The following is a 25,934-nucleotide window of genomic DNA, read 5'->3' as shown; positions in this document are numbered from 1 at the left end:
CGCCCAGCCGCTGCTGCAGCTGGCGCGCGCGGCGCTGCCACTGCGGCAGGCGGCGAGAGAAGCTGTCACGCAGATCGCTGCTGCCGCGCTGTGGCTCCTCAAGGATTGCCACCAGCTGACAGGCGCTGGCCACGGCATCCGGCTCGCCGTCCGCGGCCAGCAGCAGCGCCGCCAGCCGGGGTTCGCTGCCCAGCACCGCCATGCGGCGGCCTTTCGCCGTCAACGGGCCCGCGGCCTCACAGGCTCCGAGCTGCAGTAACAGCTGACGCGCCGCGTGAATGCCGGCCTGCGGTGGCGTATCCAGCCAGCGCAGCTGCCCCACGTCGTGGCACCCCCACTGCAGCACGTCGAGCCACAGCGGCGCCAGATCGCTGTTGAGGATCTCCGGTTCAGAATACGCCGCCGCGCGCTCCGCCTGTTCGGCGGGCAGCAGGTGCAGGCAGATCCCCGGCTCCAGACGCCCGGCACGGCCGGCGCGCTGGATCATTGAGGCCTGGCTGACGCGCTGGGTCAGCAACCGGCTGATGCCGCTGCGCGGATCGAACTGCGCGCTGCGCTCCAGCGCGCTGTCCACCACCAGGCGGATCCCTTCGATGGTCAGGCTGGTCTCGGCAATATTGGTCGCCAGCACCACCTTGCGCCGACCGGCGGCGGCGGGCAGGATCGCCCGACGCTGTTCGGCCAGCGACAGCGCGCCGTACAGCGGGCAGAGGTCGACGTCTGCGGCCACCGTCTCCGCCAGCTCGCGCTGCACCCGCTGGATCTCCGCTACGCCGGGCAGGAACAGCAGCAGCGAGCCGTGCTCCTCGCGCAGCAACTGGCTGACCTGGCGGGCCACCGCCTGTTCAAAGCGCAGGTTTGCCGCCAGCGGCTGATAGCGACGTTCGACCGGAAACGAGCGCCCTTCGGAGACAATCAGCGGTGCCTGCGGTAAATACTCGCGCAGGCGGCTGTTATCCAGCGTGGCCGACATAATCAGCACGCTCAGGTCGTCACGCAGCCCCTGCTGCACGTCCAGCAGCAGCGCCAGCGCCAGATCCGCCTGCAGGCTGCGCTCGTGAAACTCATCGAGGATCACCAGCGACACGCCTTCCAGCATTGGATCCTGCTGCAGCATGCGGGTGAGGATCCCTTCGGTCACCACCTCCAGGCGGGTCTGCTGGCCGCTGCAGCTTTCACCGCGCATGCGGTAGCCCACGGTGCCGCCCGGCTGCTCACCCAGCTGTTCGGCCAGCCGCTGCGCCACGTTACGCGCCGCCAGCCGCCGCGGCTCCAGCAGCAGAATTTTGCCTGCAAAATCGGCCTGCTTAAGTATCTGCAGCGGCAGCCAGGTGGATTTACCCGCGCCGGTCGGGGCGGCCAGCAGCACCTGCGGGGAGGTCTGCAGCGCCGTTAACAATTCAGGCAACACGGCACTGACGGGTAATAAACTCACGATCTGCTCCAGAACGTCATGGTCTTAATCTGCCCGCCATTGTAGCATTCCCGGCACAGATTTACCGGAGGGCGCGATGCGTGAACAAAAACGGTTGTTTTTCGGCCTTGAACTGCCGCAGCAGTGCCGGCAGGAGCTGATCGCCTGGCGGGCCGCTACCTTCCCGGCGGAAGCCGGCCAGCCGATGGCCGCCGACAGCCTGCACCTGACGCTGGCGTTTTTAGGCGAGGTGAGCGAGGAGAAAACCCGCGCGCTGATGCAGCAGGCCGGGCGTATCGCGCAGCCGGGTTTTACTCTGACGCTGGATGATGCCGGCCACTGGCCGCGCTCCGGCGTTGTCTGGCTGGCGCCGCGCCAGGCACCGCGTGGACTGCTGCAGCTGGCAGCGCTGCTGCGTTCCCAGGCGGCGCGCAGCGGCTGTTATCAAACGCCGCTGCCCTTTCATCCGCATGTCACATTACTCAGGCAGGCTCTGCAGCCGGTGTCACTGCCGCCGCGGAATTTTTGCTGGTCATTTCCGGTTGAGCGCTTCGTGCTGTTTCAGTCGCAATTTTCCCGCGGCCGAACCCGCTATCAGGCGCTGGCAGAGTGGGCACTACGATAAGGATTTCCTATGGAATTTTACCCGGCACTGCGGCCCGCGCGGCTGGTCCAGCGCTATAAACGCTTCCTGGCCGATGTGGTAACCCCACAGGGCGAGGCGTTAACGATTCACTGCGCCAATACCGGCGCGATGACCGGCTGCGCCACCCCGGGGGATACGGTGTGGTATTCGACGTCAGACAGCCTGACGCGCAAATACCCGCACAGCTGGGAGCTGACCGAAACCGCTCAGGGGCACTGGATCTGCGTCAACACCCTGCGCGCCAATACCCTGGTGCGTGAAGCGCTGGAAGCGGAACGCATCCCCGAGCTGGCCGGTTACCCGCTCCGGCAGCCGGAAGTAAAATATGGCAGCGAAAACAGCCGTATTGACTTCAGGTTACAGGCAGAGGGTCGCCGGGACTGCTATATTGAAGTGAAATCCGTGACGCTGTTACAGCAGGGTAAAGGGTATTTTCCGGACGCGGTGACCACCAGGGGCCAGAAGCATCTGCGCGAGCTGACTCAGATTGCGCAATCCGGCCAGCGGGCGGTTCTGTTTTTTGCGGTTCTGCACTCGGGGATTGAGGACGTAGCCCCCGCACGTCATATTGACGCGCGTTACGCAGAACTACTGGCTCAGGCACGGCAGAGCGGGGTGGAAGTCCTGTGCTATAAGGCGCGGTTATCACCCGAGGGGATCGCCCTTGATAATGCGATTAAGGCAGAGTTGTAAAAGCGCTCACAGTTTGCTGTGATACGCCCGATTACGCTTTTCCTCACAGGCTTGTCAAGATGCGATCAGGAATAATTGCCAACCCGAATCGCTTCTGTTATTTATAGCGGCCTGTTTTTTCCCCGCAAGGGGAGCGATATCCCCGAAGTTTCTCGCCCGGGCCGTTCAGGCCGGCAGAAAAGTGACGGGTATGTGCGTGTTATCCAGGAGAAACAACATGCAAGAAGGGCAAAACCGTAAAACCTCGTCTCTGAGTATTCTCGCCATCGCTGGAGTAGAGCCTTACCAGGTGAAAGCGGGCGAAGAGTATATGAACGAAGCCCAGCTGGAGCACTTCAGGAAGATCCTTGAAGCCTGGCGTAACCAGCTTCGGGATGAAGTGGACCGCACTGTTTCGCATATGCAGGACGAAGCGGCCAACTTCCCCGATCCGGCTGACCGCGCCACGCAGGAAGAGGAGTTCAGCCTTGAACTGCGTAACCGCGACCGTGAGCGTAAGCTGATCAAAAAGATCGAGAAGACGCTGAAGAAAGTGCTGGATGACGATTTTGGCTACTGCGAGTCCTGTGGCGTTGAAATCGGTATCCGTCGCCTTGAAGCACGTCCGACCGCCGATCTGTGCATCGACTGCAAAACGCTGGCAGAAATCCGCGAAAAGCAGATGGCCGGCTAAGGTAGATGGAAGGCGCAATGAAGCCGGGAATGCTGTCTCCCGCTTCATTGCCCTGCTCCCCCCGTATTATGTCATCACGCTATATCGGGCGTTTTGCCCCCTCACCCTCCGGCGATCTGCATTTTGGCTCTCTGATAGCCGCCCTTGGCAGTTATCTGCAGGCGCGTGCGCAACAGGGAACCTGGCGGGTGCGAATTGAAGATATCGATCCGCCGCGTGAAGTGCCGGGTGCCGCCAGCCGCATTCTTCAGCAGCTTGAGCATTACGGCCTGCACTGGGACGGAGAGGTGCTGTGGCAGTCGCAGCGCCATGAGGCTTACCGCGCGGTGCTGGCGCAGCTGCACCAGCAGGGGCAGAGCTATTTCTGCACCTGCACCCGCAGCCGTATTCAGCAGGCCGGTGGGCTATACGACGGCCACTGCCGCACGCGTCAGCACGGCCCGCAAAACGCCGCCGTGCGTCTGCACGTCAGCCAGCCGGTGGGCCAGTTCAGCGACCGTCTGCGCGGCACGGTGCAGGCCGATGCGCGGCTGGCGGCTGAGGACTTTATCATCCACCGTCGCGATGGCCTGTTTGCCTATAATCTGGCGGTGGTGGTTGATGACCACTTCCAGGGCATTACCGAAGTGGTGCGCGGCGCGGATCTGATTGAGCCGACGGTGCGCCAGATAACGCTTTATCAGCAGCTGGGCTGGCCCGTGCCTGCACATCTGCACCTGCCGCTGGTGCTCAATCACGACGGTAACAAGCTGTCGAAGCAGAACCACGCCCCGCCGCTGCCGCCCGGTGACCCGCGCCCGGCGCTGGTACAGGCGCTGGCGTTTCTCGGCCAGCCGCTGGCTGCCGGCTGGCAGGATTTGAAGCTACAGGGGCTGTTACAGCAGGCGATCGCTGACTGGAATCCCTTACAGATTCCCGTAAAGGATGCGCCACTACAGGATAAGGCGACTTCATCATTCTCAAATGGATTACTCTGAGCTATGATTAGCCGCTGTTTTTACCGACCAGATTTATTTGTCACTATCGAGGTGTCCCATTTTTACCCGAGTTGCTAATTTTTGCCGAAAGGTTCTCAGTCGCGATAGCGTGTTGCCGGTAGCCGAGGTAGAGGAAGTGCGTCAGATGACCGTTATCCCTCGCGATCGCCATACTATCTCGCGCAAGGACATCAGCGAAAACGCCCTCAAGGTGCTGTACCGCCTGAACAAAGCCGGTTTTGAGGCCTATCTGGTCGGCGGCGGCGTGCGCGATCTGCTGCTGGGTAAGAAACCGAAAGATTTCGATGTGACCACCAACGCCACCCCGGAGCAGATGCGTAAGCTGTTCCGCAACTGCCGGCTGGTCGGCCGCCGTTTCCGCCTGGCCCACGTCATGTTCGGCCCGGAAATCATTGAGGTCGCGACCTTCCGTGGCCATCACGAAGCCGAAGCACAGCCAGAAGATGACCGCAACAGCTCGCAGCGCGGCCAGAACGGCATGCTGCTGCGCGACAATATTTTCGGTTCGATCGAAGATGACGCCCAGCGCCGCGATCTGACCATCAACAGCCTGTACTACAGCGTCGCCGACTTTAGCGTGCGCGACTACGTTGGCGGGCTGAACGACCTGCAGCAGGGCATTATCCGCATGATCGGCGATCCGGAGACGCGCTACCGCGAAGATCCGGTACGCATGCTGCGCGTGGTACGCTTTGCCGCCAAACTGGATATGCGCGTGGCGGCGGAAACCGCTGAGCCGATTCCGCGCCTGGCGACGCTGCTGCGTGATATCCCTGCGGCACGTCTGTTTGAAGAAGCGCTGAAGCTGCTGCAGGCCGGCCACGGCTACCAGACCTATCTGCGCCTGCGCGAGTATCAGCTGTTCCAGCCGCTGTTCCCGATGATCACCCGTAACTTCACCGAACAGGGTGACAGTAATATGGAGCGGATGATCCTGCAGGTGCTGAAAAATACCGATACCCGCATCAGTAACCAGATGCGTGTCAATCCGGCGTTCCTGTTTGCCGCCATGTTCTGGTATCCGCAGCTGGAAGCGGCGCAGAAAATTGCCCAGGAGAGCGGGCTGGCTTATTACGACGCCTTTGCGCTGGCGATGAACGACGTGCTGGATGAAGCCTGCCGTTCTCTGGCGATCCCGAAACGCATTACCACCCTGGTGCGCGATATCTGGCAGCTACAGCTGCGCCTGTCGCGCCGCCACGGCAAGCGCGCGTGGAAGCTGATGGAGCATCCTAAGTTCCGCGCCGCCTATGACCTGCTGGCGCTGCGCGCCGAAGTGGAGAACAATTCAGAGCTGCACCGCCTGACCACCTGGTGGGGCGAGTTCCAGGTCTCCGCGCCGCCGCAGCAGAAAACCATGCTCAACACCCTCGGTGACGATCCGGATCCGCGCCGCCGTACCCGCCGCCCGCGCAAGCGCGCGCCGCGCCGTGACTACAGCAGCAACGAATGACCCGCGTTTATCTGGCGCTGGGCAGCAACCTGGCCGACCCGCTGCATCAGGTGCAGTCCGCGCTGGACGCGCTGGCGGCCATTCCCGCCACCACGCGGGTTGCCACCTCGTCGCTGTACCGCACCCCGCCTTACGGCCCGCCGGACCAGCCTGACTATCTCAACGCCGCCGTGGCGCTGGAGACGACGTTAAGCCCGGAAGCGCTGCTCGATCATACCCAGCGTATTGAGCTGGAGCAGGGGCGGGTGCGTAAGGATCACCGCTGGGGCCCGCGCACGCTGGATCTCGATATTATGCTGTTCGGCTCGCTGACCCTGGCCAGCGAGCGGCTGACCGTGCCGCATTACGACATGCACAACCGCGCCTTTATGCTGCTGCCGTTGCTGGAGATCGCACCGGACCTGCGCCTGCCCGATGGCACCGCGCTGGCCGCTTTACTGGCAACACTCGACAGCAGCAGCATCCGCCGCTGGTAATTGGCCAGACGGCTGCCTCCGCGATGGATGCCGCTTTGCACGCCCTGCCCCTTCCATTAAGATACGCCCATCGTTTTCCAGTGACCGGATGCAGCACAACCCCGGTATTTTGAGGACACCATGAAACCAACAACCGTCGCCACGCTTCGCCAGTGGAAGCAGCAGGGGCGCAAATTTGCCTCACTCACCGCCTATGACTTCAGTTTCGCCCGCCTGTTTGCCGACGAAGGCATTCCGGTACTGCTGGTGGGAGACTCGCTGGGCATGGTGGTGCAGGGGCACGACTCCACGCTGCCGGTCTCCGTCAGCGACATCGCCTACCACACCGCCGCGGTGCGCCGTGGCGCACCGGCCGCGCTGCTGCTCGCCGACCTGCCGTTTATGAGCTATGCCACTCCTCAGCAGACTTTTGACAGCGCCGCCGTACTGATGCGCGCCGGGGCTAATATGGTCAAGCTGGAGGGCGGTAAATGGCTGGCGGAAACGGTGCAACAGCTGACCGAGCGCGCGGTCCCGGTCTGTGGTCACCTTGGCCTGACGCCGCAGTCGGTAAACGTATTCGGCGGCTACAAGGTGCAGGGGCGCGAGCAGGCCGACGCCGACCGCCTGCTGGAAGACGCGCTGGCGCTGGAAGCGGCCGGCATGCAGCTGCTGGTGCTGGAGTGCGTGCCGGTGGCGCTGGCGCAGCGCGTGACCGAGGCGCTGGCAATTCCGGTGATCGGCATCGGTGCCGGTAACACCACCGACGGCCAGATCCTGGTGATGCATGACGCCTTCGGCGTCACCGGCGGCCATATTCCGAAATTTTCGAAAAACTTCCTCGCCGAAGCCGGGGAGATCCGTGCCGCCGTTCGTCAGTATGCGGCAGAAGTGGAGGCCGGGACCTACCCGGCGGCCCAACACAGTTTCCAGTAACAAGGGAGAATACCGTGCTGATTATTGAAACTCTGCCGCTGCTGCGTCGCGAAATCCGTCGCTGGCGGCAGGACGGGCAGCGCATTGCGCTGGTGCCGACCATGGGCAACCTGCACGACGGCCATATGACGCTGGTCGATGAAGCCCGCGCCCGCGCGGATATCGTCGTGGCCTCGATTTTCGTCAATCCGATGCAGTTCGAACGTGCCGACGACCTGGCCCGCTACCCGCGCACGCTGCAGCAGGACTGCGAAAAGCTCAACCAGCGCGGCGCAGACCTGGTGTTTGCCCCGGCCCCCGCCGATATCTACCCGCAGGGGCTGGGCGAGCAGACCTTTGTCGAGGTGCCCGGACTTTCCACGCTGCTGGAGGGTGCCAGCCGTCCGGGGCACTTCCGCGGCGTCTCCACCATCGTCAGCAAGCTGTTTAATCTGGTGCAGCCGGACGTGGCCTGCTTCGGCGAGAAGGATTACCAGCAGCTGGCGCTGATCCGCAAAATGGTAGCGGATATGGGCTTTGACATTGAGATTGTTGGCGTGCCGACCGTGCGCGCGAAAGATGGCCTGGCGCTCAGCTCGCGCAACGGCTACCTGACCGCAGAGGAGCGCAAGATCGCTCCCCTGCTGAGCCAGGTGATGAATCAGGTGGCAGAACAGCTGGCCAGCGGCGAACGCCACGTGGACGAGCTGATTTCCGGGGCAGAAACCCGCCTTGCTGAGCAGGGCCTGCAGGCCGACGGCCTGGCGATTGTCGATGCCGACACGCTGCTGCCACTGACCGTCGACAGCCGCCGGGGGGTGATCCTGATGGCCGCCTGGCTCGGCAAGGCGCGGCTGATCGACAACCAGCAGGTTGATCTGACGCAGTAAATCATTTGCGCGGCTCCGGCACACCGTGAGCCGTTTTTTAGCACGCTCCGCGCCAGGCCAGACCGCAGGTCTGCCTGCTGACCGGAGGAATAACCAGGGTGAGTTTATGGTACGCACTATGCTGCAGGGCAAGCTGCACCGGGTGAAGGTGACCCAGGCAGATCTGAATTACGAAGGTTCCTGCGCCATCGATCAGGATTTTCTCGACGCTTCCGGCATTCTGCAATACGAAGCCATCGACATTTATAACGTTAACAACGGCCAGCGTTTTTCCACCTACGCAATCGCGGCGGAACGCGGATCGAAGATTATCTCGGTCAACGGCGCGGCGGCACGCTGTGCCTGCGCCGGCGACCTGCTGATTATCTGTTCATACGTGCAGATGAGCGACGCCGAGGCGCGCGAGTGGCAGCCGAAAGTGGCCTACTTTGAGGGTGACAACCAGATGAAACGGCTGGCGAAAGCCGTGCCGGTGCAGGTTGCCTGACCGGTGAAAGCATGAGCATTGCTGCCCCTGCGCAAAGGCTTTTTGTGGTTAGACGGAGCCTGGTTCAGGTCGCCTGCTAGCACGGTGTCTTGCTCAGGGAGCCTGTACACTCCGCAAAGACGCAAAAAACGTCATCCCTGACAGCTCAGCACGGGCCTTCCCTGGCCCGTGATGCTTTGCTCCGTATACAGGCTCCCATCGCTTTGCGTTCTGCGTTGCCTGTGGGAGAAAACCGTTAACTCCGTGCCCGACTTCCATCCCTGCGTTTGCATTGTTTGCAGGTGACATCATCTGTGGGTTCGGCGATCGATGGACTGTGGCAGCAATATCAGAACGTTCGGGCAATCGGGTATATCCGGGTTAGCGGACCGTCGACGGCCAGGGATGGCCGGCGCCGAGCCTCCATGGACGGACTCGTGGCGTGTCCGCGTTCCGGATATACCCGATACGCCGGGCACCGGAACCCGCAGCGACTTCTGCTTTGTGCGGGCCATCCATGGCCCGTGATGCTCTGCTCCGTGTACAGGCTGCCATCGCTTTAATGGCGGAGCCGTCTGGCGAGAGTCCTTGTCAGGTGCGCAGTCCGCGCCCGCGCTGAATCAGCGTCCACACCAGCGCGTAAAACACCAGGATAAACGCCACCAGCACGCCTAAGGTGAACACCAGCGGCACGTCGTTGATGCCGAGGAAGCCGTAGCGGAAGCCGCTGATCATATAGACGATCGGGTTCAGCTTCGACACCATCTGCCAGAACGGTGGCAACAGGGTCAGCGAGTAGAATACCCCGCCGAGGTAGGTCAGCGGCGTCAGCACAAAGGTCGGGATCAGGCTGATATCGTCAAAGGTACGGGCAAACACCGCATTCAGCAGCCCGGCCAGCGAGAACAGCACCGCCGTCAGCACCAGCGTCACCGCCACCATCAGCCAGGAATGCACGTGGAACGGCACGAAGAACAGTGAAATCGCGGTCACCAGCACGCCCACGCAGATGCCACGCGCCACGCCACCGCCGACGTATCCGGCAATAATCACGTGCGTCGGCACCGGTGCCACCAGCAGCTCTTCAATATTGCGCTGGAACTTGGCGCTGAAAAATGATGACGCCACGTTGGCATAGGCGTTGGTGATCACCGCCATCATAATCAGCCCCGGCACGATAAACTGCATATAGCTGAAGCCGTGCATCTCACCGATGCGCGAACCGATCAGGTTGCCGAAGATGATGAAATAGAGCGTCATGGTGATCACCGGCGGCACCAGGGTCTGGATCCAGATGCGCGCAAAACGGTTAACCTCTTTCGCCCAGATACTCTTCAGGGCCACCCAGTAAAGATGTGTCATGCTTTTTCTCCTCTGCGCCCGTTCACCAGGTCGACAAACAGCTCCTCCAGACGGTTGGCCTTATTACGCATACTCAGTACCTGCACGCCCTGGCTGGAGAGCTGGCTGAACACGCTGTTCAGCCCCTGCTCACGCAGCACCTCAACTTCCAGCGTCGAGGTATCCACCAGTCGGTACTGGAACCCCTGCAGCTGCGGCAGCGGGCTTTTCGGCGCGAGATCGAGGATAAAGGTTTCCGACTTCAGCTTGGACAGCAGCCCCTTCATCGAGGTGTTTTCCACCAGCTCACCGCGCTGGATAATGCCGATATTGCGGCACAGCATCTCCGCCTCTTCCAGATAGTGGGTGGTGAGGATAATGGTGGTACCACGGGCGTTGAGATCCTGCAGGAAGGTCCACATCGAGCGGCGCAGCTCGATATCCACCCCGGCGGTAGGCTCGTCGAGGATCAGCAGCTTCGGCTCGTGCATCAGCGCGCGGGCGATCATCAGACGGCGTTTCATACCGCCGGAGAGCATCCGCGCCCGATCGTTACGCTTCTCCCACAGGTCGAGCTGTTTTAAATATTTTTCCGCGCGCTGCAGCGCCTCGGCCTTCACCACGCCGTACAGGCCGGCCTGGCTGACCACGATCTGCAGCACGGTTTCAAACTGGTTGAAGTTAAACTCCTGCGGCACCAGCCCGAGCTGGCGCTTGGCGTTGACCACGTCCTGCTGCAGGTCGTAGCCAAACACCCGCACCTTACCGCTGGTTTTGTTGACCAGCGAGCTGATAATGCCGATGGTGGTGGATTTGCCGGCCCCGTTCGGCCCGAGCAGCGCATAGAAGTCGCCGGCTTCAACCGCCAGGTCGATGCCCTTTAGTGCCTGAACGCCGCCCGCATAGGTTTTGGTCAGCTTTTCAAGTTCCAGTGCATAAGTCATAGGTAAAAAAGCACCCTGTTTTGTTGAGGTATCTCGTTTGTGATGTTCAAGCCGGTAGCCTTGCCCTATATTACCGCCACGCAATTACGCCACTGGCCGAGCCCATTATGAAAGATATTGAAACCCTTATCAGCAATAACCGTGAATGGTCAAAGCTGATGAAAGAGGAAGATCCCGGTTTTTTTGAACACCTTGCTCAGTCACAAAAGCCCCGTTTTCTGTGGATCGGCTGCTCTGACAGCCGGGTACCGGCCGAACGGCTGACCGGGCTGGAACCGGGCGAACTGTTTGTGCACCGTAACGTCGCCAACCAGGTGATCCACACCGATTTAAACTGCCTGTCGGTGGTACAGTACGCGGTGGATGTGCTGGAAGTGGAGCACGTGATTATCTGCGGTCACTACGGATGCGGCGGCGTACAGGCGGCGGTAGAGAACCCGGAGCTGGGCTTAATCAACAACTGGCTGCTGCACATCCGCGATCTGTGGTACAAGCATAGTTCGTTTCTCGGCCACCTGGCACCGGAAAAACGCTTTGATAAACTTTGCGAAATCAACGTTGTTGAACAGGTTTATAACCTCGGCCACTCCACCATCATGCAGTCAGCGTGGAAGCGCGGACAAAAAGTCTCGCTGCACGGCTGGGTCTACGGGATTCAGGATGGCTATCTGCGCGATCTGGAAGTCACCGCCACCAGCCGCGCCATTCTGGAGCAGCGCTACCGCCACTGCATCGCTAACCTGCTGAACGGCCCCGACCTGAACCCGTAAGTTCAGGGGGCGCATTTTATAACAGGCCGGAAAATCCGGCCTTGGTCGATTGTGCGGTGGCCTGCAGATTGTGCGGTGGCAGGCCGCAGGCGGGGTTACTCGTCCAGCATCACCACATGGCCGACGTACGGCAGGTGGCGGTAGCGCTGGGCGTAGTCAATACCGTAACCGACCACAAACTTGTCGGCGATGCTGAAACCAACGTACTCCACCGGCACCTCAACCTCGCGGCGTTCCGGCTTATCCAGCAGGGTACAGATCGCCAGCGACTTCGGCCCGCGCAGGCTGAAGATCTCACGCACCTTGCTCAGGGTATTGCCTGAATCAATGATGTCTTCCACGATCAGCACGTCTTTGCCGCGAATATCTTCGTCGAGATCTTTCAGGATCTTCACGTCGCGGGTGCTGGTGGTGCCATTACCGTAGCTGGAGGCGGTCATAAAATCGACCTCGTGCGGCACGTCAATGGCGCGGCACAGGTCGGCCATAAACATAAAGGAGCCGCGCAGCAGCCCCACCAGCACCATTTCGCTGCCGCTGTCGCGGTAGTGGTCGCTGATCTGTTTACCCAGTTCGGCAATGCGGGATTTGATCTCGGCTTCGGAGATCATCACTTCAACGGTATGTTTCATAGCTCTTCAACGGTGGTTTCAGGAAAGCAGCGCAGTTTATCACACTTCCCCGCCCCTTACCTGCCGTTGCGCAACCGCCGTTTCCGCGACCGCGCAACAGACATTCAGACTGCTATACGTAAAGATAGCCATATATAACATCGCATAAAAGATTAAGCATAGAACCTTTATGTATTTATCCTCTCCTTCCCACGCAGGTATGCTTATGCGCAATGTTAATAACGCCCCCTGCCGCAGGCTGGAGAACCCATGACGTCCTCACATTCCAAAAAAACCCATATCGGCAGCCGTGAACTGCAGCCTGAAACCCAGATGCTGAACTACGGCTACGACCCGTCGCTGTCTGAAGGGGCGGTAAAACCCCCGGTGTTTCTGACCTCCACTTTCGTGTTCAACAGCGCGGAAGAGGGTCGCGACTTCTTCGACTACGTTTCCGGCCGCCGCGAACCGCCGCCGGGCGGCGGCAACGGACTGGTCTACTCACGTTTTAATCACCCCAACAGTGAAATCGTTGAAGACCGGCTGGCGGTGTATGAACGCAGCGAAAGCGCGGCGCTGTTCTCCTCCGGCATGTCGGCGATCTCCACCACGCTGCTGGCGTTTGTCCGTCCGGGTGACGTAGTGCTGCACTCGCAGCCGCTGTACGGCGGCACGGAAACGCTGCTGAGCAAAACCTTCCATAACCTGGGCGTGACCAGCGTGGGCTTCAGCGACGGCGTCGATGAAGCGGTGGTGCAGGCGGCAGCGGACGCGGCGCTGCTAAAGGGCCGCGTCTCGGTGATCCTGATTGAATCCCCGGCCAACCCGACCAACAGCCTGGTGGATATTGCGCTGATCCGCCGGGTGGCGGATCGCATTGAACAGCAGCAGAAGCACCGCCCGGTGATCGCCTGCGATAACACCCTGCTCGGCCCGGTGTTCTCGCGGCCGATTGAGCACGGTGCCGACCTGTCGCTCTACTCGCTGACCAAATACGTCGGCGGCCACTCGGACCTGATCGCCGGCGCGGCGATTGGCAGCAAAGCGCTGATCCGTCAGGTGAAGGCGCTGCGTAGCGCGATCGGCACCCAGCTCGATCCGCACTCCAGCTGGATGATTGGCCGCTCGCTGGAGACGCTGGCGCTGCGCATGGAGCGGGCCAACGACAATGCAGCCGCAGTAGCCGCCTTCCTGCAGAGCCACCCGAAGGTGGAGCACCTGCACTATCTGCCGTTCCTTGATGCCGGGTCGGCGGCCGGAAAAGTGTACCGCGCTCAGTGCAGCGGCGCCGGTTCCACCTTCTCCTTTGATATTGTCGGCGGCGAGGATGCCGCCTTCCGTTTCCTCAATCAGCTGCAGCTGTTTAAGCTGGCGGTCAGCCTCGGTGGCACCGAATCGCTGGCCAGCCACCCGGCCAGCACCACCCACTCCGGCGTGCCGCTGGCCGTGCGCGAACGTATCGGCATTCAGGCCGCCACGGTCCGGCTGTCGATTGGCATTGAGAATAAAGACGATCTGATCGAGGACCTGCGGCTGGCGCTGGACGCGTCATAACTGTCGCGGGCCTGCGGCCTGCAAGTGGGCGTGCATCCGCCTGCGGCCACAGACCGGTGAGGCAGCGGTCACAGGTCAGGCGTGCTGCCCCGTCATCATCCGGGCCAGCAGCGTTGCCTGTGAAGGCGGAGGCATCCACGCTGCGTGCTACGCCACGGTAAAACCGAGCATCATGCCGGTATCTTCATGCTCCAGCAGATGGCAGTGCGCCATGTAAGCATGCTGTGCATCGGCCAGGTGATTAAAGCGCACCAGCACCTCGCTGCGTGCGCCCTCCACCCGCACCGTGTCCTTCCAGCCGCTGCGGTGGGCGGCCACCGGCTTGCCGTTTTCGCTCAGAATTCGGAACTGGGCGCCGTGGATATGGAACGGATGCAGCATCATGTCGCCTTCGCCCGAAATCGTCCATTTCTCCAGCTCGCCGCGCTTCACCGCAAACGCCGGTTTCGCCATATCAAAGGCCACGCCGTTGATCTGATTACCCTGATGGAAATCGTAGACACCCGGCTGCCCGGTTGTCATCCCGCCGTGGTCCATGCCGCTCATCCCGCCGGATGTCGTCGCAGCCTGCGCAACGGGCGCTGCCGCCGAAGCATGGCCGCCGTGGCCGTCCATCGCCATGCCGGCCATCGCTGCATGACCATACTTCTGCATCAGCGCGGTCATCCCCAGCCGATCCAGTTCCGGGTCCATCATCAGCTGCAGCCAGCGGCTGGTCAGCCCCTGCGCTGACGGCACGGCGGGCAGGTTGGCCAGCTTATCCGGCAGCGTGCCGCTGGCGATGATGCGCAGCGGGGTGATGGCCAGCAGCGGCAGCGGCTGGTCAAACGGCTTAAGCGTCATGCCCATCTGGCGCACCGGCAGGGTCTGCAGATTAAAGGGTTTACCGTCAGCGGTATCCACCAGCACCTCGTAACGCTCGCCCGGCAGCATCGGCAGCTCGCTGACTTTCACCGGCTCCGCCAGCAGGCCACCGTCGCTGGCGATAACGTACATCGGCCGCTGGTCATCGATACTCAGGTTCAGCGAGCGGGCGTTGCAGCCGTTCAGCAGCCTCAGTCGCAGCCAGCCGCGCGGCACGCCGTGCTGCGGGTAGATCGCACCATTGGTCAGCATGGTGTCACCAAACCAGCCGACCGCCGCGCTCATAACGTCCAGCTGATAGTCAATGCGGCCGTCGGCGCTCAGGCGCTTATCCTGCAGCACCAGCGGAATGTCATCGACGCCCCACTGCTTTGGCAACAGCAGCGCGTCACTTTCCGCATCGTTAAGCAGCACCAGGCCGGCCAGCCCCTGCGCCACCTGATACCCGGTACGGCCATGCTGGTGCGGGTGAAACCAGCAGGTGGCCGCAGGCTGATCGGGGGTAAAACTGACTTGCCGGCTCTGGCCGGGTTCAATCCGCGCCTGCGGCCCGCCGTCCACCTCACCCGGCAGTTCCAGCCCGTGCCAGTGGACGGTGGTCGCCTCCGGCAGCCGGTTATGCAGGGTAATGTTGACCGTTTTACCGCGATCCAGCCGCAGCGCCGGGCCGAGCAGGTCACCGTTGTAACCCCAGGTCGGCACCGATTGACCGCGCCACTGCGTGCTGCCGGCCTGCGCAACCAGGCTGATGTCGCCGCGGGCATCGGCGCCGAGCAGCGCCGGGATCGGCAACAGCGGGCGGGACTCAGCCGCCAGCAGCGAACGGCTCCACAGCGGCAGCGCGCTGGCCGCACCCAGCGCGGCACTTAACTTGATAAACTCTCGACGTTGCATCATTCATTCCTGTACCGGATGTTCATAGCTGAAATCAGCATAAACCCTGCCCCAGCGGTAAGGTCAAGCGCAGAAAGCCGGGATGGCAGCGCGTCTCCAGGATATTTCTACCGCAAAAGGGGCTGGCACCCGGCCAGAACTGTGCTAACGTCTGGTTATTGCACACGTTAGAGACTAACCATGAAGAAAAGCATCAAGGCTCTGTTGTTGCTGGGGCTGTTTGGCTTCTCCTCTACCAGCTTCGCCCTGAGCGAATCGGAAGCAGAAGATTTGGCCGATTTAACCGCCGTGTTTGTTTACCTGAAAAATGACTGTGGCTACCAGGATTTACCCGACGGGCAGATCCGCCGTGCGCTGGTGTTCTTTGCACAGCAAAATCGTTGGGATTTAACCAATTACGACAGCTTCAATATGAAAGCACTGGGTGAAGAGAGCTACCGCGACCTCAGCGGCATTGCGGTCGCCAACGACAAAAAATGCAAATCGCTGGCGCGCGACTCCCTGAGCCTGCTGGCCTACGTCAAGTAACTCCCTCTCCTGCCTGCCGAATCCTGACCGTGCAACCACGGTCATAAATCGCTATGCTGTTTCGCCTGATTTCCACGCTGCGATGAGGAGCAACCCCCACCATGGCCGATCAAGAGAGATGGCATGAAACTCTGCACGCCGGTTTTGGGCAGTATTTCACCGTTGATCAGGTGTTGTACCGCGAAAAAACCGAACATCAGGATCTGGTGATCTTCGAGAACGCCGAACTGGGCCGCGTGATGGCGCTGGACGGCGTGGTGCAAACCACCGAGCGCGACGAATTTATTTACCACGAAATGATGACCCACGTGCCGCTGCTGGCGCACGGCGCGGCGAAGCGCGTGCTGATTATCGGTGGCGGCGACGGCGCGATGCTGCGCGAAGTCAGCCGCCACCGCAACGTTGAGCAGATAACCATGGTCGAGATCGACGCCGGCGTGGTCAGTTTCTGCCGCCAGTATCTGCCCAACCACAGCGCCGGTGCCTATGACGATCCGCGCTTTACGCTGGTGATTGACGATGGCGTGAATTTTGTCCGCCAGAGCGCGGAAAAATTCGACGTGATCATCTCCGACTGCACCGATCCGATCGGGCCCGGCGAGAGCCTGTTTACCTCCGACTTTTACGCCGGCTGCCACCGCTGTCTCAATGAAAACGGCATCTTCGTGGCACAGAACGGCGTCTGCTTCCTGCAGCAGGATGAAGCGGTCGGCAGCCACCGCAAGCTGAGCCACTATTTCAAAGACGTCAGCTTCTATCAGGCCGCGGTGCCAACCTACTACGGCGGCATCATGACCTTTGCCTGGGCCAGCGACAATCCGGCGCTACGCCAGTTGGATCCCGCCACCCTGGCCGCCCGCTATGCAGCCTCAGGGCTGGGCTGCCGCTACTACAACCCGGCGATCCACAGCGGCAGCTTTGCCCTGCCCCAGTATCTGCTGGACGCACTCACCGACCGGGAGGGGGAATAATTGCAAAAGCTGAAACTGCACGGCTTTAATAACCTGACCAAGAGCCTGAGCTTTTGTATCTACGACATTTGCTACGCCAGCAGCGACGCAGAGCGCGATGGCTATATCGCCTATATCGACGAACAGTACAACGCCAACCGCCTGACGGAGATCCTCACCGAGACCTGCTCAATTATCGGTGCTAACGTGCTGAATATCGCCCGCCAGGACTATGAGCCACAGGGGGCCAGCGTCACCATTCTGGTCAGCGAAGAGCCTGTCGATCCTAAGAGCATCGATAACTCTGAACACCCCGGCCCGCTGCCCAGTTCGGTGGTGGCGCACCTGGATAAGAGCCATATCTGCGTGCACACCTACCCGGAGAGCCACCCGGAGGGCGGGCTTTGTACCTTCCGCGCCGATATTGAAGTGTCCACCTGCGGAGTGATCTCGCCGCTCAAGGCGCTGAACTACCTGATCCACCAGCTGGAGTCAGATATCGTCACCATCGACTATCGCGTGCGCGGCTTCACCCGCGATGTGAACGGCCTGAAGCACTTTATCGATCACGAAATTAATTCGATTCAGAATTTTATGTCAGACGATATGCTGTCGATGTATGACATGGTGGATGTTAATGTTTATCAGGAAAATATTTTCCACACCAAGATGCTGCTGAAGGAGTTTGACCTGAAGCACTATCTGTTTAACACCCGGCCGGAAGATCTCAGCCCGCAGGAACATAAACGCATTACCGATCTGCTGTGGAAAGAGATGCGTGAAATCCATTACGGCCGCAATATCCCGGCGGTGGGATTAAAAATAACGTAACGACAACAGTTTATTTACCTTCAGGCGATCCTCGGGTCGCCTTTTTATTTCCCTCAAATAAAAAAAACACTCTCTTTTCAGTTTTGCGTAGCGTTACGCAATTAATCGTTCGCGCAGAGATTGCCTGGCTGTCAGCCCCGGCGCATGCTTATCGGACCAGCATAAGGATGCGTGCAATGAATACGTTTAAAACACTCTGTTTTGATAATACGTTACACATTGGTCAATTTTCCGCAGGAAAAAAAATGTATGAAATCTACTTTTTTGAAATTAGTGATATCAGTAACACCAGCATTGTATTACCGGAAGACATTACGCCAAAAAGTCATTTTATCTGTGAGGTGGCTTTTGATACGCTCGACAACCAGCGTAACGGTACCCACTTCTCCAGAGAAAATGTCGGATTTAAAGCCATCACCGTTTTTCGTCAGGTAACCGACTTAATATTTCATCATTTTGAAGAACATCATCCCGGGATATACTGTTTTTCGGCTACAGACAAAAAGCTGGAGATTATTTACCAGAGACTTTTGAGTATACTGGTCAGGAAACATTCGGGTTTCTCGGTACAACGCGCATTGGGAGATAGAGATTATGTTATCAGAACGCCAGTCAGCCTCTGAACCGCTGTTAGCCTCAGAGGAACATTACGCCCGTTCACGCACCCGCATGATTGCATGGATGACGCGTGCCAGGGAAGCCGTGGAACAGGCGAGAAAAGACGGCACGCTGAAAGAGACCGTGACGGCGGACGGCACGCGTTTCCTGTCGCTAACGATGCCAACTGAGCGGCGCTAACCGCAGCAAGCAGGCTGAGCAGAGTGGTGCAGCCTGACAGGTCTTATGCGACGCCCTTGCCGCCCGCGACTCCGCTGCTGCCTGGATCCTGCTGGCGACCAGCCTCAGCGCCCCTGCAAAAACCGGCGGTAAGCCGCGATCACAGCGAGAAAATCCTCCACGCCGCAGAACGACAGGCTCTCTTCATCGTAGTAGCTCATGCCCTCTTCCATCTCATCGCCTTCAATGCTCAGCTGATTTGCGCGGATCATCACCTCTTCTTCATCGAGCAGCAGCGTATATTCGCGGCCGACGTGCTGCCACTGGCGAATGCTGCCTTTCACTTCCGCCACGGCGGCTTCCACCTCGTCAAGCAGCGTCAGGTTTTCATTCGCCTCATCGTTGAACCAGTGGCCGATGGCTTCATGGCCCATCGACATGCGCACCTTCACCCCCCCGGTGATATCGCGTAAAAATTCATATTCCATCGTATGTTCCTCGGGATTGTTGCTGCATTCTGGCACTTCAGCAAAAGATTAATGCGCTATGGCGCGCAATATTACCGTAATGGACAGGAAAAACAGCTTAAAACCACGCGAGGGGAGCGGATTGCAGAAAATACGGGGGAGATGACCACGCCGCCCGACGGGCGGCGTGGTGATGCAGAGGTTAGTGGATCAGAGTCCAGGCCTGCTGCCAGGCGCTACCGATACCCGGCTCAAAATGATTGCTGGCGGAGGTCCACTGCGAGCAGTAGCCGCTGTAAGGCCAGGGCTTGCACTGATAGACTTTGCCCGTGGCAGGCTGCAACACCGTGGTGCCGGCCTGATACCCCTTTAATCCGGCTGGGAAGATGTGATCGTAATCCTCCGGCTCTGGTTCCGGCTCTGGTTCCGGCTCTGGTTTTTCCCACTCTTTTGGCGGCACAGTGAGATCAACCTCAACCAGCAGCGGCTGGGTAAACGCATCACGGCTGGCGATGACCGGAACCATCCCCTGGTAGTGGCCCCCTGGTAAATCTGCATTATCCTCCGCGACATAGGAAAGCTGCAGGCTGGCAGGCGCAGCGCCCACACCGCAGCCGGTCATGCTGTTCATCGGGCGCAGGGCCGGGCTGCAGCGGGTTTTGCGCTGACCGCGCAGCTTCACCACCTGCAGCTGGCCTGCTTCATTTTTTACCTGCACAGTCAGCGGTGAATAGCCGGTGCCACCACTCAGCAGGGTCATCGGTCCCTGTCCGGACCTGACCGCCAGGAATCCAATGTTGGTGGTATGCTTCACCGGTTCACTCAGCGCAGGCTGGCTTTCGGTCAGGCGCATTTTCATCACCTGCGCATCCGGCGAGAACGGTGAGCTGAACGGGTCGTAATACTCCGAGCTGAACGGCAGGATCAGGTTTTTAACGTTCCTGCCGTCAGCCTGGCGATTCAGTGAAAAGGCCATCCAGCCGGTCAGGAGTCCGTCATCCATTCCCGGATTGTCCCGTGAGCTGGCCGACAGGTTCAGCTTTCCGGACAGCGTGCCGTCGGGTCCCGCCAGTGGATGCAGACGCACCGTGATATCGCTCACCTTACCTGCAGCCGATCGCCCTTTGGCAGTAAACAGATAGTCGTTACCGTCGCGCTTCATCCGGCTGGCATCCAGCGCCGCAATATCAACCGCATCAGTAACGCCGCTGTCCACCGTCGCCGGCAGGCCGGGAGCAAAGCTGACCGGGACCACCTTAACCTTACCTTTACCCTGGCTGGCCGAAACCGGGAGATTAGCGGCGGGCAGAAGATGCTTAATACCGTTATACACGACGCGGCTGTTAACCCCGGTATTGTGGTTGCTGCTGCCACCATAATGCAGGGCCAGCACACCGTTGCTGCGCTGTGAGAGAACCGGGGAACCGGATGAACCACCGTAGGTATCGCAGTTGTACTTCACTTTGTCAGCGCTGGCGCTGATGACGCCACACGCCTGACCATTATCTGCTAATGAGCTGATCTGGCGTGGCCTGCCGCCAGGATGCTGCGGAACGTAGAGCGGATGCCCGCTCAGCTGTCCTGGCTCGCTTTCCGTATCCAGCCACAGCGCACCAAAGAACGGTACGATGCCGGCTTCCTGCCAGGCCAGTTCATCCGCCTGGTACAGCGACCAGTCATGATTACCCGGTGCCGGTGCGCCGGGGCCCTGGCCTGATGCCACCACACGCTGGCTTTTAATGGTCAGGAAATTGTCCACGTCGGCATTCTCACTGTCACAGTCGGACGAACGATAGTGATAAATCAGCGAGTGTTTCTTTTCGCCAATATCGCCGGCTACGTGATGGTTGGTCATTACCCAGGGCCCGCCCGCAATGTTCCAGCCGGAGGCACCATTGGCCTTAACCACCGCCCGGCTGTGACCATAGATCTCCTCATTCAGTTTATAACAGGCCGCCTGCTTTATCTGGCTGCTGCCAATGATGACACGCGCTTTTGCCATACCCTGAGCGCGGTAGCCAAGGATCTGCACACCATCCTCTGCTGCCGGTTTACCGTCGGGGTAAACCACCCGCACAGTGACCTTACCGCCGAGAAGCGTGTCGCTTTCGAAACCCGTCACGCCCTGCTCAGAATAAAAATCCGCATCGTTATAAATATAACTCTGGCGATTATCTTCTGAAAATACCTGAAGCCAGGATCCGGGTGATAATTTAATTTCACCAAATACTACCGTCAGCGACCGGGTATTTTTTTCTGCCGTAATATCTGCCAGTGCAGAATGATTTTCCGCCATGCGATCAAGCAGACTGATCGGTGCCGGCAGCGGCGTCAGGGGCACTTCACTGCGAGAGTCATACTGCAACTGTGGCGCAGTCGGCGCACCGGCCAGCGTAGACAGGGGCACTGAGCCCATCAGACAGGGTATCAGTACTGACAATATCTGGCGGCGGAATGTTCTTTTTCCATTTTGTTGAGGCGTAAACATGACATCATTTCCTGTGGCATTAACAGCGACCTTTTCAGCCCGGAATTCTGCAACGGTGGCCTCAGCCAGGCAATTCAATAACGGCTTAACAGGCAGTATTAATGAATAATTAAGGAGATAAATGACAGGAAATGAGAAAAAACAAGACGGAAATTAAACAAGATGCGAGTTTAATTAAAAATAAGACATTAACTTGCACCAAAAAAAAGAGCCGATAGTCGGCTCTTTTTTATTACGCTGATTAATCAGACCGCGGTCTGGAAAATCACGCCGTCAGCTTTGTCGGTGTACTGGCTCAGCCGATCAAAGTTCAGATAACGGTAGGTATCCGCCGCGGTTTTATCCACCTGAACCATAAACTGCTGATACTCATCCGGCGTTGGCAGTTTGCCCAGCAGGGATGCCACCGCCGCCAGCTCTGCCGAGGCGAGGAACACGTTCGCGCCGGTACCCAGACGGTTCGGGAAGTTACGCGTGGAGGTGGAGACCACCGTCGCGCCATCCTTAACACGTGCCTGGTTACCCATACACAGTGAACAGCCCGGGATCTCAATGCGCGCGCCGCTCTTACCGAACACGCTGTAGTAGCCCTCTTCGGTCAGCTGCGCCGCATCCATCTTGGTTGGCGGAGCCACCCACAGGCGGGTTGGCAGCTGGCCTTTGTGCGCATCCAGCAGTTTACCGGCGGCACGGAAGTGGCCGATGTTGGTCATGCACGAACCAATAAACACTTCGTCGATCTTCTCACCCTGCACGTCAGACAGCAGACGGGCGTCGTCCGGGTCGTTTGGTGCGCAGAGGATCGGCTCTTTGATCTCTGCCAGGTCGATTTCGATCACCGCGGCGTATTCGGCATCGGCGTCGCCTTCCAGCAGTTCAGGATTGGCCAGCCACTTCTCCATACCCTGAATACGGCGCTCCAGCGTACGGCGATCGCCGTAGCCTTCGGAGATCATCCACTTCAGCAGCACGATATTGGAGCTGAGATACTCGATAATCGGCTCTTTATCCAGCTTGATGGTACAACCGGCGGCAGAACGTTCGGCGGAGGCGTCGGTCAGTTCAAACGCCTGCTCCACTTTCAGCTGCGGCAGACCTTCAATTTCCAGCACGCGGCCGGAGAAGATGTTTTTCTTACCTTTCTTCTCCACGGTCAGCAGGCCGGCTTTGATTGCGTACAGCGGAATGGCGTGCACCAGGTCACGCAGGGTGATACCCGGCTGCATTTCGCCTTTAAAGCGCACCAGCACCGACTCCGGCATATCCAGCGGCATCACGCCGGTAGCGGCGGCAAAGGCCACCAGGCCGGAGCCTGCCGGGAAGGAGATTCCGATCGGGAAGCGGGTGTGCGAGTCACCGCCGGTACCGACGGTATCCGGCAGCAGCATACGGTTCAGCCAGCTGTGGATCACCCCGTCACCCGGACGCAGCGACACGCCACCGCGGTTCATAATGAAGTCCGGCAGCGTATGGTGAGTGGTCACGTCCACCGGTTTCGGATAGGCCGCAGTGTGGCAGAAGGACTGCATCACCAGGTCAGCCGAGAAGCCGAGGCAGGCGAGGTCTTTCAGCTCATCACGGGTCATCGGGCCGGTGGTGTCCTGCGAGCCTACCGAGGTCATTTTCGGTTCGCAGTAGGCGCCAGGACGGATGCCTTCCACGCCACAGGCGCGGCCCACCATCTTCTGCGCCAGCGAGTAGCCGCGGCTGCTTTCCGCCACGTCTTTCGCCTGCTCGAACACGTCGCTGTGCGGCAGGCCCAGCGCTTCACGCGCCTTGGTGGTCAGACCACGGCCGATAATCAGCGGGATACGGCCACCGGCGCGCACTTCATCCAGCAGCACGTTGGTTTTCAGTTCGAAGGTTGCCAGCACTTCATCGGTGTCGTGGTTACGCACTTCGCCTTTATACGGGTAGATGTCGATCACATCGCCCATATTCAGCCTGTCGACGTCGACTTCGATCGGCAGCGCACCGGCATCTTCCATGGTGTTAAAGAAGATTGGCGCGATTTTACCGCCGAGGCAGACGCCGCCGCCTTTCTTGTTCGGCACGTAAGGGATGTCATCGCCCATAAACCACAACACCGAGTTGGTGGCGGATTTACGTGATGAACCGGTACCGACCACGTCACCGACGTAGGTTAGCGGGAAACCTTTCTGCTGCAGCGCTTCGATCTGTTTGATCGGGCCAACGTTGCCGGCATCGTCGGGTTCGATGCCGTCACGGGCGTTTTTCAGCATTGCCAGCGCGTGCAGTGGAATATCCGGGCGTGACCAGGCATCCGGCGCCGGAGAGAGGTCGTCGGTATTGGTTTCGCCGGTCACTTTAAACACGGTGACGGTGATTTTTTCAGCCAGTTTAGGGCGTTTCAGGAACCACTCGGCGTCTGCCCACGACTGGATAATTTTTTTCGCGTGTGGGTTACCGGCTTTGGCTTTCTCTTCCACATCGTAGAAGTTGTCGAACATCAGCAGGGTGTGGGACAGCGCTTCGGCGGCAATCGCGGCCAGCTTGTCATCATCCAGCGCGTCAATCAGCGCATGGATGTTGTATCCGCCCTGCATGGTGCCCAGCAGCTCAACGGCTTTTTCAGGAGTAACCAGAGGAGAAGTCGCTTCGCCTTTTGCGACGGCGGCAAGGAAACCGGCTTTGACGTACGCCGCTTCATCTACGCCCGGCGGCACTCGATTGATTAACAGATCGGACAGGAATTCTTCTTCACCCGCTGGAGGGGCTTTTAGCAGTTCAACCAGCGCGGCCATTTGGGAAGCATCTAACGGTTTAGGAACGATCCCCTGGGCAGCACGCTCGGCAACGTGCTTACGGTATTCTTCTAGCACGACGTTCTCCTCGCTCTCATTGTATTTAGCATCCCGGGCCACCTGCATCACCGCAGTGTGAGACGTTCCATGTGTAGGGTAAGGTGCCCGGTTGTGCGTGGGGCAGCATAGCAGGATTCCGCTCGCTTGTTAATCTGTTTACAAAAAAGCAACATTACCGCAGAATCCCTTATATCTAAAGGGTTATGGGCGGTTACAACCCTACATTACGCTATTTTATGCGTATTACTGGTTAAAAATAGTTATCTGCCGCCGCCTTCTATCAGAAAACGTTATAAAAACAGGTTACAAAATAGCGGCTGCTCAGGCTTCCGGCCGTCGCCACAGCCACAGCAGCACCAGGCACATACAGCCCACCGAGATCGCCACGCTGGGCAGATGCGGCACGGTCAGCGCCATAATCACGGCGGTTACCGTCATTGAGGCGGTGGCCAGCCACTTGGCTTTTCGCGGCAGAATACCGCGCTGCCAGTGGGTCAGCAGCGGGCCAAACCAGCGGTGGCGTAAGATCCACGCATGCAGGCGCGGCGAGCTGCGCGCCGCCGCCCAGGTGGCCAGCAGGACGAATTCGGTGCAGGGCAGGCCGGGCAGGATAAACCCGGCAACCGCTAGCGCCAGGCTGACCACCGCCAGCAGCTGATACATAATGCGCTTCAGTCCCTTCATCCGTGACTCTTCCTGCCCGCTAAGAAATACGACTTATTCTCATTTCATTAACATCAAAGTGCAACTGAATCCGCCTAACAGAATGCGCACGCTGAACAGAGCAGGAAGCCCGGCGTGCCGGCGGTTCTCTGTTTCATCATTCTCTTCCCGCCGGTTGTCGATGAAACCGTTATACTCACCCCGGATTAAATCAACAATTGATGTATTTAATGCAGGGGCGAGCCAGCGACCGTGTCCCCTACCCACAGGAGCCGCGATGCCTTTACCTTCCCCCGCCAGCCGGATGCTGCTGGCCGACTTCCCGCAACAGCATGTTCTGCGCCTGACCCTGCACCGCCCCGACGCGCGCCACGCTTATAACGCGCAGATGGTCAATGAGCTGGCGCAGTGGCTGGCGTGGTCAGAGCAGGAGAGCGCGATCCGCACGGTGATCCTCACCGGCAGCGGCACGGTATTCTGCAGCGGCGCCGACCTGCAGGAGGCGTTTACCGGGGGCGGTAAAGGGCTGCGCAATAGCGCGGGCGGCTGGAGTCCGCTGCAGCACCTGCCGCGGCGTAAGATCTGGATTGCGGCGCTGAACGGCCACGCTTACGGCGGCGGGCTGGAGCTGGCGCTGAGCTGTGACTTTATTCTCGCCGCAGAGGAGGCAAAGATTGCGCTGCCGGAGGTGCAGCACGGGCTGCTGCCGCTGGGTGGGGCAATAGAGCAGCTGGCAAAGCGGCTGCCCGTCGCGCTGGCCCGCCAGCTGCTGCTGGCCGCTGAGCCGCTGAGCGCCGCACGGGCGCTGGCCGCCGGGCTGTTTA

At 59.7% G+C, this 25,934-nt stretch carries 25 protein-coding genes; 16 read left to right on the top strand and 9 right to left on the bottom strand.

Annotation, left to right across the window (positions count from 1 at the left end; translation table 11 throughout):
* Positions 1–1,435, bottom strand: a 1,435-nt coding sequence (hrpB, locus tag NV64_RS20000; protein ID WP_101506634.1) for an ATP-dependent helicase HrpB, incomplete at its 3' end; no start/stop codon positions are given.
* Positions 1,436–1,511: 76 nt separating this feature from the next.
* On the opposite strand from hrpB, the gene thpR reads away from it, so the two are divergent.
* From thpR to panD, 9 genes are all read left to right on the top strand, one after another.
* Positions 1,512–2,039 (top strand): RNA 2',3'-cyclic phosphodiesterase, encoded by a 528-nt coding sequence (thpR, locus tag NV64_RS19995; RefSeq protein ID WP_101506633.1) that lies wholly within the window; start codon positions 1,512–1,514, stop codon positions 2,037–2,039.
* A gap of 9 nt (positions 2,040–2,048) precedes the next feature.
* Entirely contained in the window at positions 2,049–2,753 is a 705-nt protein-coding gene (gene sfsA / locus NV64_RS19990; protein WP_056236240.1) for a DNA/RNA nuclease SfsA, read from the top strand.
* Positions 2,754–2,970: 217 nt separating this feature from the next.
* Positions 2,971–3,426 carry an RNA polymerase-binding protein DksA gene (gene dksA, locus NV64_RS19980; RefSeq protein ID WP_056236238.1) on the top strand — a complete coding sequence of 152 codons (456 nt, stop codon included), beginning with the start codon at positions 2,971–2,973 and terminating at the stop codon, positions 3,424–3,426.
* A gap of 68 nt (positions 3,427–3,494) precedes the next feature.
* Positions 3,495–4,403, top strand: a complete 909-nt coding sequence (gene gluQRS / locus NV64_RS19975; protein WP_056236235.1) for a tRNA glutamyl-Q(34) synthetase GluQRS — start codon at positions 3,495–3,497, stop codon at positions 4,401–4,403.
* Between the two features lie 58 nt (positions 4,404–4,461).
* Positions 4,462–5,877 carry a polynucleotide adenylyltransferase PcnB gene (gene pcnB, locus NV64_RS19970; RefSeq protein ID WP_212411898.1) on the top strand — a complete coding sequence of 472 codons (1,416 nt, stop codon included), beginning with the start codon at positions 4,462–4,464 and terminating at the stop codon, positions 5,875–5,877.
* Positions 5,874–6,353, top strand: coding sequence for a 2-amino-4-hydroxy-6-hydroxymethyldihydropteridine diphosphokinase (gene folK, locus NV64_RS19965; protein ID WP_101506632.1), 480 nt, complete (start codon positions 5,874–5,876; stop codon positions 6,351–6,353). Before pcnB ends, folK begins: the two co-directional genes overlap by 4 nt.
* 120 nt (positions 6,354–6,473) lie before the next feature.
* Entirely contained in the window at positions 6,474–7,268 is a 795-nt protein-coding gene (gene panB / locus NV64_RS19960) for a 3-methyl-2-oxobutanoate hydroxymethyltransferase (protein WP_056236226.1), read from the top strand.
* Positions 7,269–7,282: 14 nt separating this feature from the next.
* Positions 7,283–8,137: a pantoate--beta-alanine ligase gene (gene panC, locus NV64_RS19955; RefSeq protein ID WP_056236219.1), complete on the top strand. Its 855-nt coding sequence runs from the start codon at positions 7,283–7,285 to the stop codon at positions 8,135–8,137.
* A 106-nt stretch (positions 8,138–8,243) separates the two neighbouring features.
* On the top strand, positions 8,244–8,624 hold the full coding sequence (gene panD, locus NV64_RS19950; protein ID WP_056236215.1) for an aspartate 1-decarboxylase: 381 nt from the start codon (positions 8,244–8,246) through the stop codon (positions 8,622–8,624).
* Positions 8,625–9,194: 570 nt separating this feature from the next.
* On the opposite strand, the gene NV64_RS19945 is transcribed toward panD, so the two are convergent.
* Together NV64_RS19945 and NV64_RS19940 are read right to left on the bottom strand one after the other, a co-directional pair.
* Positions 9,195–9,965, bottom strand: coding sequence for an ABC transporter permease (locus tag NV64_RS19945; RefSeq protein WP_056236212.1), 771 nt, complete (start codon positions 9,963–9,965; stop codon positions 9,195–9,197).
* Entirely contained in the window at positions 9,962–10,888 is a 927-nt protein-coding gene (locus NV64_RS19940) for an ABC transporter ATP-binding protein (RefSeq protein ID WP_056236208.1), read from the bottom strand. Before NV64_RS19940 ends, NV64_RS19945 begins: the two co-directional genes overlap by 4 nt.
* A 107-nt stretch (positions 10,889–10,995) precedes the next feature.
* Between NV64_RS19940 and can the strand changes: the two genes are divergently transcribed.
* Positions 10,996–11,658 carry a carbonate dehydratase gene (gene can / locus NV64_RS19935; RefSeq protein ID WP_056236206.1) on the top strand — a complete coding sequence of 221 codons (663 nt, stop codon included), beginning with the start codon at positions 10,996–10,998 and terminating at the stop codon, positions 11,656–11,658.
* A 95-nt stretch (positions 11,659–11,753) separates the two neighbouring features.
* Here the strand turns inward: can and hpt are convergent, their stop codons facing one another.
* The gene (gene hpt, locus NV64_RS19930; RefSeq protein ID WP_056236204.1) at positions 11,754–12,290 is read right to left on the bottom strand and encodes a hypoxanthine phosphoribosyltransferase; all 537 of its coding nucleotides are present in this window, start codon (positions 12,288–12,290) and stop codon (positions 11,754–11,756) included.
* 249 nt (positions 12,291–12,539) lie between these two features.
* On the opposite strand from hpt, the gene NV64_RS19925 reads away from it, so the two are divergent.
* Complete coding sequence (locus NV64_RS19925; RefSeq protein WP_101506631.1) at positions 12,540–13,823, top strand: cystathionine gamma-synthase family protein; 1,284 nt, start codon at positions 12,540–12,542, stop codon at positions 13,821–13,823.
* A gap of 147 nt (positions 13,824–13,970) precedes the next feature.
* Here NV64_RS19925 and cueO read toward each other — a convergent pair whose 3' ends face one another.
* Positions 13,971–15,581 carry a multicopper oxidase CueO gene (cueO, locus tag NV64_RS19920; RefSeq protein ID WP_056236199.1) on the bottom strand — a complete coding sequence of 537 codons (1,611 nt, stop codon included), beginning with the start codon at positions 15,579–15,581 and terminating at the stop codon, positions 13,971–13,973.
* Positions 15,582–15,761: 180 nt separating this feature from the next.
* On the opposite strand from cueO, the gene NV64_RS19915 reads away from it, so the two are divergent.
* The 4 genes from NV64_RS19915 to NV64_RS19900 all read left to right on the top strand — a co-directional run bounded on the left by NV64_RS19915 (position 15,762) and on the right by NV64_RS19900 (position 18,513).
* On the top strand, positions 15,762–16,109 hold the full coding sequence (locus NV64_RS19915) for a YacC family pilotin-like protein (protein WP_056236195.1): 348 nt from the start codon (positions 15,762–15,764) through the stop codon (positions 16,107–16,109).
* 101 nt (positions 16,110–16,210) lie between these two features.
* Entirely contained in the window at positions 16,211–17,080 is an 870-nt protein-coding gene (speE, locus tag NV64_RS19910; protein WP_056236193.1) for a polyamine aminopropyltransferase, read from the top strand.
* Entirely contained in the window at positions 17,081–17,890 is an 810-nt protein-coding gene (speD, locus tag NV64_RS19905) for an adenosylmethionine decarboxylase (RefSeq protein ID WP_056236190.1), read from the top strand. It begins immediately after the preceding gene.
* 176 nt (positions 17,891–18,066) lie between these two features.
* Positions 18,067–18,513 (top strand): hypothetical protein, encoded by a 447-nt coding sequence (locus NV64_RS19900; protein WP_146005527.1) that lies wholly within the window; start codon positions 18,067–18,069, stop codon positions 18,511–18,513.
* A 279-nt stretch (positions 18,514–18,792) separates the two neighbouring features.
* On the opposite strand, the gene yacL is transcribed toward NV64_RS19900, so the two are convergent.
* The 4 genes from yacL to NV64_RS19880 form a co-directional block, all read right to left on the bottom strand.
* Entirely contained in the window at positions 18,793–19,155 is a 363-nt protein-coding gene (yacL, locus tag NV64_RS19895; protein WP_056236184.1) for a protein YacL, read from the bottom strand.
* 181 nt (positions 19,156–19,336) lie between these two features.
* Entirely contained in the window at positions 19,337–21,256 is a 1,920-nt protein-coding gene (locus NV64_RS19890; RefSeq protein WP_158239914.1) for a serine protease, read from the bottom strand.
* A gap of 611 nt (positions 21,257–21,867) precedes the next feature.
* Positions 21,868–24,465, bottom strand: coding sequence for a bifunctional aconitate hydratase 2/2-methylisocitrate dehydratase (gene acnB, locus NV64_RS19885; protein ID WP_072166361.1), 2,598 nt, complete (start codon positions 24,463–24,465; stop codon positions 21,868–21,870).
* A gap of 303 nt (positions 24,466–24,768) precedes the next feature.
* Positions 24,769–25,131, bottom strand: coding sequence for a YbaN family protein (locus NV64_RS19880; RefSeq protein WP_056236176.1), 363 nt, complete (start codon positions 25,129–25,131; stop codon positions 24,769–24,771).
* A 256-nt stretch (positions 25,132–25,387) separates the two neighbouring features.
* On the opposite strand from NV64_RS19880, the gene NV64_RS19875 reads away from it, so the two are divergent.
* On the top strand, positions 25,388–25,934 hold a 547-nt coding region (locus NV64_RS19875; RefSeq protein ID WP_146005526.1), incomplete at its 3' end, for an enoyl-CoA hydratase/isomerase family protein.

This window comes from Erwinia sp. B116 (genome assembly GCF_002865965.1).
Lineage (GTDB): Bacteria > Pseudomonadota > Gammaproteobacteria > Enterobacterales > Enterobacteriaceae > Erwinia.
The sequence above is the reverse complement of the archived record's forward strand: the minus strand, read 5'-3'. Positions and strand labels throughout refer to the sequence as shown.